6 protein-coding genes and 1 rRNA gene are annotated in these 8,968 nt (G+C 66.2%); all 7 read right to left on the bottom strand.

The window, feature by feature from the left end; genetic code table 11:
* A 16S ribosomal RNA gene (locus ETD85_RS20130) occupies positions 1-96 on the bottom strand; the annotation flags it as partial.
* A 448-nt stretch (positions 97-544) separates the two neighbouring features.
* Positions 545-3,118, bottom strand: a complete 2,574-nt coding sequence (locus tag ETD85_RS20125) for a valine--tRNA ligase (protein ID WP_206058417.1) — start codon at positions 3,116-3,118, stop codon at positions 545-547.
* 72 nt (positions 3,119-3,190) lie between these two features.
* Entirely contained in the window at positions 3,191-4,474 is a 1,284-nt protein-coding gene (gene clpX / locus ETD85_RS20120; RefSeq protein ID WP_138691280.1) for an ATP-dependent Clp protease ATP-binding subunit ClpX, read from the bottom strand.
* Between the two features lie 188 nt (positions 4,475-4,662).
* Positions 4,663-5,286 (bottom strand): ATP-dependent Clp protease proteolytic subunit, encoded by a 624-nt coding sequence (locus tag ETD85_RS20115; RefSeq protein WP_138691279.1) that lies wholly within the window; start codon positions 5,284-5,286, stop codon positions 4,663-4,665.
* Positions 5,287-5,298: 12 nt separating this feature from the next.
* The gene (locus ETD85_RS20110) at positions 5,299-5,931 is read right to left on the bottom strand and encodes a ClpP family protease (protein ID WP_138691278.1); all 633 of its coding nucleotides are present in this window, start codon (positions 5,929-5,931) and stop codon (positions 5,299-5,301) included.
* A 458-nt stretch (positions 5,932-6,389) separates the two neighbouring features.
* Positions 6,390-7,781 carry a trigger factor gene (tig, locus tag ETD85_RS20105; protein ID WP_138691277.1) on the bottom strand — a complete coding sequence of 464 codons (1,392 nt, stop codon included), beginning with the start codon at positions 7,779-7,781 and terminating at the stop codon, positions 6,390-6,392.
* A gap of 165 nt (positions 7,782-7,946) precedes the next feature.
* Positions 7,947-8,813, bottom strand: coding sequence for a helix-turn-helix domain-containing protein (locus ETD85_RS20100; protein WP_138691276.1), 867 nt, complete (start codon positions 8,811-8,813; stop codon positions 7,947-7,949).
* Positions 8,814-8,968: the final 155 nt, after the last annotated feature.

Here is an 8,968-nt window from a genome sequence, read left to right as displayed (position 1 = left end):
GCCGCTCGAGTACCCCGAAGGGCCTTTCCGCTCGACTTGCATGTGTTAAGCACGCCGCCAGCGTTCGTCCTGAGCCAGGATCAAACTCTCCAAACAATGCTTGGAAAAGTGGTTGAATCCCAACCAAAAAGGAATCCATCAAGAATCCGAAAACCCTTGACGGGGTTATGCATGGTTAATCATGCACTGGCTTTTAACACACTGTTGAGTTCTCAAGAAACGGACGCGTACATCCCCACCAGAGTTCGCTTCGAACCCTAGCAGCGAGGCGCGCATTTCATTTCCTTCAGTCTACCAGATCCGGACGATCCTTGTCAAACCGCCCGATCCGGGAGCTTCCGGACTTGCCTCTCTTCGAGGCAACCCTGCTAACTTACTCCAACTTTCGGCTCTTGTCCAACCACCTGGTCAGAGCAGCCCGAAGATCGAGATAGATCAGAAGGGGTGGCAGGACTAGCTGCCCTGCGTTGAAAACTGTAGCAGTCCCTACGGCATCGAAGGTCCACTCTTAGGTAACGAATAGACCTTCCCTGCGTGCGTACTTTCAAACACCGAGCCCGGCAAGTTGAGTCTCCAGCCGCGCGATGTCCGCCGCGGCCTGCTCGGCCCTGCCCTTGACCTTGGCAACGACGTCGTCAGGGGCCTTGGACATGAACTGCTCGTTGCCCAGCTTGGCCGCCACCTGAGCGGCCTCCTTGCGCGCCACCGCCAGATCCTTCTCCAGCCGCTTGCGCTCGGCCACGACGTCGATCGCGCCTGCCGTGTCGATCTCGACGCTCACCCCGCCCACCGTGAAGCGGGCCGTGGCGTTGAACGACTCCGGCGGCTCCGTCAGCCGCAGCAACGACCGGATCGCCGTCTCCTGGCCGGCCAGGAGGGTCCCGGTGAGCCCGAGCCGCGCGGCCACCTTCTGGCCTGGCTTGAGCCCCTGATCCGAGCGGAACCTGCGGACCTCCGTCACCAGCTCCTGCAGCGCGTCGATCTCCGCCTCGGCGGCCGTGTCGCGGTAGCGGGCCTCGGCCACCGGCCAGGGCGCCACGACGATCGACTCCCCACCCGTGACGGCCCGCCACAGCTCCTCGGTCACGAACGGCACCAGCGGATGCAGCAGCCGCAGCAACGCGTCCAGGACGTGGCCGAGCACCAGCCGGGTGTGTTCGAGCCCTTCACCGAGCTGGATCTTCGCCAGCTCCAGGTACCAGTCGCAGACCTCGTCCCACGCGAAGTGGTAGAGCAGGTCGGCCGCCTTGGCGAACTCGAACTCCTCGAAGGCCGCATCGGCCGCCCCCACCACGCTCTGCAGGCGTGACAGGATCCACCGATCAGCCGGGGTCAGCTCGGCCCCTTCGAGGGAGCCCACGGCCGCGCCGTTCATCAGGGCGAAGCGGGTGGCGTTCCAGATCTTGTTGCAGAAGTTACGCGACCCGGCCGCCCACTCCTCACTCACCGCCACGTCGGCACCGGGGTTGGCGCCGCGCAGCAGGGTGAAGCGGGTGGCGTCGGCGCCGAAGCGCTCGATCCAGTCGAGCGGGTCGACCACGTTGCCGAACGACTTGGACATCTTCTTGCCGTACTGGTCGCGGACCATGCCGTGCAGCGCGACGACGCGGAACGGCGGCTCGCCGTCCATGGCGTAGAGCCCGAACATCATCATCCTGGCCACCCAGAAGAACAGGATGTCGTATCCGGTGACCAGCACGGAGGTCGGGTAGAAGCGCGCCAGCTCCGGCGTGGCGTCCGGCCAGCCCATCGTGGAGAACGGCCAGAGCCCGGAGGAGAACCAGGTGTCGAGAACGTCGGCGTCCTGCGTGTAGCCGGCCGGCGGCTCCTGATCGGGGCCCACGCAGACGACTTCGCCCCCCGGGCCGTACCAGACCGGGATGCGGTGGCCCCACCAGAGCTGGCGGGAGATGCACCAGTCGTGCATGTCGTCGACCCAGTCGAAGTAGCGCTTGGCCAGCTCCGGCGGGTGGATGCGGGTGCGCCCGTCACGAACGGCGTCGCCGGCGGCCTTGGCCAGCGGGGCCACGTTGACGAACCACTGCAGCGAGAGCCTCGGCTCGACCACGGTCTTGCAGCGCGAGCAGTGGCCGACCGAGTGCACGTAGGGGCGCTTCTCGGCGACGATCCGGCCCTCGGCGCGCAGGGCGGCCACGACGGCGGGACGGGCCTCGAAGCGGTCGAGCCCCTCGAACGGGCCGTGCGCGGTGATCACGCCGCGCTCGTTCATGACCGTCAGCGACGGCAGCGAGTGGCGGCGCCCGATCTCGAAGTCGTTGGGGTCGTGGGCCGGGGTCACCTTGACGGCGCCGGTGCCGAACGCCGGATCGACGTGCTCGTCGGCGACGACGGGGATCATGCGGCCGGTGAGCGGCACCTCCACCAGCGTGCCGACCAGGTGGGCGTAACGCTCGTCTGACGGGTGGACGGCCACGGCCGTGTCGCCCAGCATGGTCTCGGCCCGGGTGGTGGCCACCACGATCTCGTCGGAGTAGCGGATCGAGACCAGCTCGCCCTCGTCCTCGCTGTGCTCGACCTCGATGTCGGACAGCGCGGTCAGGCAGCGCGGGCACCAGTTGATGATCCGCTCGGCGCGGTAGATCAGCCCGTCGTCGAACAGCTTCTTGAAGATCGTCTGCACGGCCCGGGAGAGCCCGGTGTCCATGGTGAACCGCTCGCGCGACCAGTCGACGCCGTCGCCCAGCTTGCGCATCTGGCCGAGGATCCGGCCGCCGGACTCCTCCTTCCACTCCCAGACCCGCTCAACGAACGCCTCACGCCCGAGGTCGTGCCGCGACAGGCCCTGCTTGGCCAGCTCGCGCTCGACGACGTTCTGGGTGGCGATGCCGGCGTGGTCCATGCCGGGCAGCCAGAGGGTCTCGCGCCCCTGCATGCGGGCGCGGCGCGTCAGCGCGTCCTGGACGGAGTGGTCGAGCGCGTGCCCGATGTGCAGGACGCCCGTCACGTTGGGCGGAGGAAGGACGATGCTGTACGGCTCGCGCGAGCTGCCCGGGTCGGCGGCGAAATAGCCTTCGGATACCCAGCGCTCGTAGCTACGGGTCTCGACGTCGGCCGGTGTGTATTGGGTGGGCAGCTCTGGCGTTGTCACAGTGACCAATTCTAGGGAGGCGGACAAGCGAAACGCCCCATGGTCGGTGACCACGGGGCGTTCGAGATGCGCGAAGGCGGCTCAGGCCGACTTTTCGCGAGGCGTGCGCTGCTGCTTGGCGGCGAGCTGGTCGCGCGGGACGAGCGTCGGGATCGCGTGCTCCAGCACCGACTCGCGGGTGATGACCACGCGCGCGACGTCCTGCCTCGAAGGCACTTCGTACATGACCGACTGGAGCACCTCCTCCAAGATCGCGCGCAGCCCACGGGCGCCGGTGCCGCGCAGGATCGCCTGGTCGGCGATGGCCTCGAGGGCGCCGTCGGTGAACTCCAGCTCCACGCCGTCGAGCTCCAGCAGCTTGCGGTATTGCTTGACCAGCGCGTTGCGGGGCTCGGTGAGGATCTGGATGAGCGCCTCGCGGTCGAGGTTGTGCACCGAGGTGATGACCGGCAGGCGGCCGACGAACTCGGGGATCATGCCGAACTTCAGCAGGTCCTCCGGCATCACGTCGGCGAAGATGTCGGCCGTGTCGACCTCTTCCTTCGACCGGATGATGGCGTTGAAGCCGATGCCCTTCTTGCCGATGCGCGACTCGATGATCTTTTCCAGACCGGCGAACGCGCCGCCACAGATGAACAGCACGTTGGTGGTGTCGATCTGGATGAACTCCTGGTGCGGGTGCTTGCGGCCGCCCTGCGGGGGCACGCTCGCCGTGGTGCCCTCCAGTATCTTGAGCAGCGCCTGCTGCACGCCCTCACCCGAGACGTCGCGCGTGATCGACGGGTTTTCGCTCTTGCGAGCGATCTTGTCGACCTCGTCGATGTAGATGATGCCGGTCTCGGCCTTCTTGACGTCGTAGTCGGCGGCCTGGATGAGCTTGAGGAGGATGTTCTCCACATCCTCGCCGACGTAGCCCGCCTCGGTCAGCGCGGTGGCGTCGGCGATGGCGAAGGGAACGTTGAGCATCTTCGCCAGGGTCTGCGCCAGCAGCGTCTTGCCCGAGCCGGTGGGCCCGAGCAACAAGATGTTGCTCTTGGCCAGCTCAAGGCCGTCGTCTCTGCCCCGGTCTCCGGACTGCACCCGCTTGTAGTGGTTGTATACCGCCACCGAGAGCGCCTTCTTCGCCTTGTCCTGACCGATGACATAGGCGTCGAGGAACTCGTAGATCTCCCTCGGCTTGGGCAGGTTGTCCCACTTGAGCTCGGAGGACTCGGAGAGCTCCTCCTCGATGATCTCGTTGCAGAGATCGATGCACTCATCGCAGATGTAGACGCCTGGACCGGCAATGAGCTTTTTGACTTGCTTCTGACTCTTTCCGCAGAAAGAGCACTTCAGCAGGTCTCCCCCGTCGCCGATGCGTGCCACCCCAGATACTCCTTTGCGTGGGACCGCCCTGCTTGCTCACGCGAGCAGTGTCTCCGGACATCCTCCGGACTAGGCCGAACCGCTCAGGTTTCGACGTTACCGTCTTCTGGGCCCTCAGTGAGCCCCCTAGCGGCGAGTCGCACCGGAACGTGCCCTATTGGGCAGCGCTCCGGTGCGTCACGTCTCGTCTAGGAAGCTACGGCCTGGGCTCGTTTCTTCCTGGACGGGATGATGTCATCGATCAGACCATACGCCTTTGCCTCGTCCGCGTTGAGAATTTTGTCGCGTTCGATGTCCTTGCGGACCTCGGCAGAGGACTTGCCCGAGTGCTTCGCCACGATCTCCTCGAGGAGAGAGCGCATGCGCAGGATCTCACGGGCCTGGATCTCGATGTCGCTGCCCTGGCCGCCACCCTCGGTGGACGGCTGGTGGATCAGCACCCGGGCGTTGGGCAGCGCGAACCGCTTGCCCGGGGTGCCGCCGGCCAGCAGCACGGCCGCGGCCGAGGCCGCCTGGCCGAGGCAGACCGTCTGGATCTCCGGCCGGACGAACTGCATCGTGTCGTAGATCGCCGTCATGGCCGTGAAGGAGCCGCCGGGCGAGTTGATGTAGATGCTGATGTCACGGTCGGGGTCGAGCGACTCCAGCGTCAGCAGCTGGGCCATCACGTCGTTGGCCGACGCGTCGTCGATCTGCACTCCGAGGAAGATGATGCGGTCCTCGAAGAGCTTGTTGTACGGGTTCATCTCCTTCACGCCATATGACGTGCGCTCGACGAAGGAGGGGAGAACGTAACGGCTTTCGATGTTCATGGTCAGCTCCCCCTAGGAGACCGGGCCCTGGGTGGGCACCTGCCGTGCGCTGCGCACGACGTGGTCGATGAAGCCGTAGTCCTTGGCCTCTTCGGCGGTGAACCAGCGGTCGCGGTCGGAATCTGCCTCGATCTGGTCGAGCGGCTGGCCCGTGTGGAAGGCGATCCGCTCAGCCAAGGTCTTCTTCACGTAGAGCATCTGCTCGGCCTGGATGGCGATGTCGGCGGCGGTGCCGCCGATGCCGCCGGACGGCTGATGCATCATCACGCGGGCGTGCGGCAGGCCGTAGCGCTTGCCGGCCGCTCCGGCGGACAGCAGGAACTGCCCCATCGAGGCCGCCATCCCCATCACGACCGTGGAGACGTCGTTAGGAACGTATTCCATCATGTCGTAGATCGCCATGCCGGCACTCACCGAGCCGCCCGGCGAGTTGATGTAGAGAGTGATGTCCCGGTCGGGGTCGTCGGCCGCGAGCAACAGCAGCTCGGCGCAGATCCGGTTGGCGATCTCGTCGTTGACCTCCTGCCCGAGCACGATGATCCGCTCCCGGAGCAGGCGCTGGTAGAGCTGGTCCTCAAGCCGGAAGGACGAGCCGTTCTCACGGCCTCGCGACTCAGGCTGATAGAAGGTCGGCGGGCTGGTCACAGCGTCACCTTCCGATGCGTCGTAATCGATTGGCTTTGCTTGTGACCTTAACGCGCGCCACCTACAGGTCATGCCCGGTCCCCGTACTGTTCGCTGACGGCGCAGGTTCCGGGACGCCTCATACGCCGGACTTCGCCCGCTCCGTCCGGCGCCACCGTGCGGGGTCCGGCGCGGCCATCAGGACGCTCTCTGGCGACCCGGCGGGGGTGGGCCCCTACCGACAGAGCGGCGACCCTCCCCCGGGACGTCACGAGCCGTCTGAGCGCCCGGGAAGAGGCGGAGACAGGTTTCCGGGGTGCGGTGGGGCCGTCCGGAGCGCGGAGGGGCGAAGCCCTCGAACCAGGGCAATCCGGGGTCTGGCTTACCGCAAAGACAGGACTTCGGTTCTGCGGAGAAAGACGAAACCCCCGGACCAGCGTGGTCCGGGGGTCTCCTTCAATGCCTGGGTGAGGCTGAGGTCACGCCTCGGCCTTGTCGTCGGCCTTGTCCTCGGCCGCGGCCTCGTCTTCCTCGACGACCTCTTCGCCGTTGATCTCGGCGTAGATCGCCTTGAGGTCGACGTCGTTGCCGTCGGTGTCGACGACCTTGGCGGCGTCGCCGAGCACGGACTTGGCCTTGTCGCGGACGATCTCGACCATGGCCAGCGTGAGCTGGTCGTTGTCGGCGAGGTGCTTGGCCAGCTCGTTGGGCTGCACGCCCATCTCCATGGCGCGGCGGACCACGAAGTTGGTCAGCTCCTGCTCGGAGACGCCCAGCTCCTCGGACTTGACGATCTTGTCGAGCACGAAGCCGACCTTGAGCGCCCGGGCGGAGCCGCTGTCGAACTCGGCGAAGCGCTCCTCCTCCGTCGTCTGGTAGAGGCGGAAGAAGGCGTCACGGCTCAGGCCGCTCTCGGCCACCTGGTGGTCGAGGTTGTGCTTGCGGGCGTCGACCTCGGCCTTGAGCGCGCTCTCCGGCAGCGGGATGTCGATCTTCTCCAGCAGCGAGTCGAGCGCCTTCTCCCGGGCCTGCACGACCTGGTCGATCAGCTTGTTGCGGCGCGACTGCTCGCGAACGCTGTTCTGGAGCTCCTCGAGCGTGTCGAACTCGCTCGCGAGCTGGGCGAACTCGTCGTCCAGCTCGGGCAGGACCTTCTCCTTGACCGCCTTGACGTTGATGATGACGTCGGCTTCCTCGCCGGCGTTCTCACCGCCGACCAGCTCGGTCTTGAAGCTCTTCTCGTCGCCCGCGGACATGCCCTCCAGCGCGGCGTCGAGGCCCTGCAGCACGGAGCCCGCGCCGACCTCGTAGGACACCTCGCTGGCCTGCTGCTCCTCGATGTTCTTGCCATCGATCTCGGCGCGCAGGTCCATGATCACGAAGTCGCCGTTGGCGGCGGGCCGCTCGACGCCGGTCAGCGTGGCGAAGCGCTGGCGCAGCCCGTCGAGCTGGGTGTTCACGTCTTCGTCGGAGACCTCGGCGGAGTCGACCGTGACCTCGGCGCCCTGGTAGTCGGGCACCTCGAAGTTGGGCCGGATGTCGACCTCGGCGGTGAACTCGATCTGCTCACCGTCGTCGATCTTCGTGACCTCGATGTCGGGCTGGCTGACGGGGAAGACGTCGACCTCGTCGACGGCCTGGCCGTACAGCTTGGGCACCGCGTCGTTGAGGGTCTCCTCCAGCACTACCGCCCGGCCGAAGCGCTGCTCGATGATGCGGGCCGGAACCTTGCCAGGCCGGAACCCGGGGACGCGCACCTGCTGCGCGACCTTCTTGTACGCCGCATCCATGCTCGGGCGCAGCTCGTCGAACGGCACCTCGACAGTGAGCTTGACCCGGGTCGGGCTGAGCTCCTCGACAGCGGTCTTCACGGAATGGTCTCCTTGATCAAGCTACGAGTGATCGCGGGCGCGTCCATCGGTTCGGCTCACGCGCCGCGCCCACATGTGCGGCATTGGGCATGCTCCGCCACGGCGGGATCCAACGCCGATGGCCAGTCTAGGGCAGATGCGTACCCAACAACGACGCCGCCGGGGTCAGAACTCGTCCGCGATCGCGCGCAGAAGCTCGATCGTCTCATCCGGAGTGGTGCTCACGGCGCACAGCCGCTCCATCACTTCGGTGTAGCGATCCACGTCCTCACGCTTGTCCAGGTAGAGGGCACTGGCGAGCTGCTCGACGTACACCACGTCGGGCAGATCGGTGTCGGGGAAGCGGAGGATGCTGAAAGCTCCGCCCTCCGACGGGTGCCCGCCGAAACTGAACGGCATGATCTGGATCGTGATGCTCGGCTGGCGCATCAAGTCGATGAGGTGCTCGAGCTGGGCCCGCATCACCTCGGTACCGCCGATGGGCCGCCGCAGCGCGGCCTCGTCGATCACGGCCCAGAAGACCGGCCCGTCCGGCCGGTCGAACATCCGCTGGCGCTCCAGCCGAAGATCCACCCTGCGGGCGATCTCCTCCGCCCCGATGCCCGCCGATCCGGCGGTCACCACGGCCCTTGCGTACTCCTTGGTCTGCAGCAGTCCTGGCACGAACTGGACCTCGTAGGTCCTGATCCTGGCGGCGGCCTCTTCTAGGCCGACGTACGCCTGGAACCACGTGGGCAGGACGTCGTTGAACCGGTGCCACCAACCAGGCTCGTTGGCGGTGGCCACCAGGTCGAGTACGGCGGAGCGGGCCTGATGATCCACGACCCCGTACAGGGTCAGCAGGTCCGCCACGTCGCGTTCTTTGAACCCCACTCGGCCGAGTTCCATCCGGCTGATCTTGGATTCCGAGCCCCGGATAAGGTGGCCCGCCTCCTCACGAGTGACGTTCTTCGCTTCCCTGAGCTTGCGCAGCTGGGAGCCCAGGAGGATGCGCAGCGCCGTCGGCCCGGAACCCGGCTGGTTCTGCGTCACTTTGCCTCCTATCAAGGTCCGCACACACAGTGACACCACATTGCCGGGTATGACAAGGTCTCAACCTCGTGTCCGATTCGGATATCTATGCCCCAAAACGCCGCTTGCTGTTGCACATTGCAGCTGCACGTGCATTTGGGTCTTGCAGCGGCAGC

It is taken from the genome of Nonomuraea zeae (genome assembly GCF_005889725.1).
Lineage (GTDB): Bacteria > Actinomycetota > Actinomycetes > Streptosporangiales > Streptosporangiaceae > Nonomuraea > Nonomuraea zeae.
This window is presented reverse-complemented; position numbering and strand designations above follow the sequence as displayed.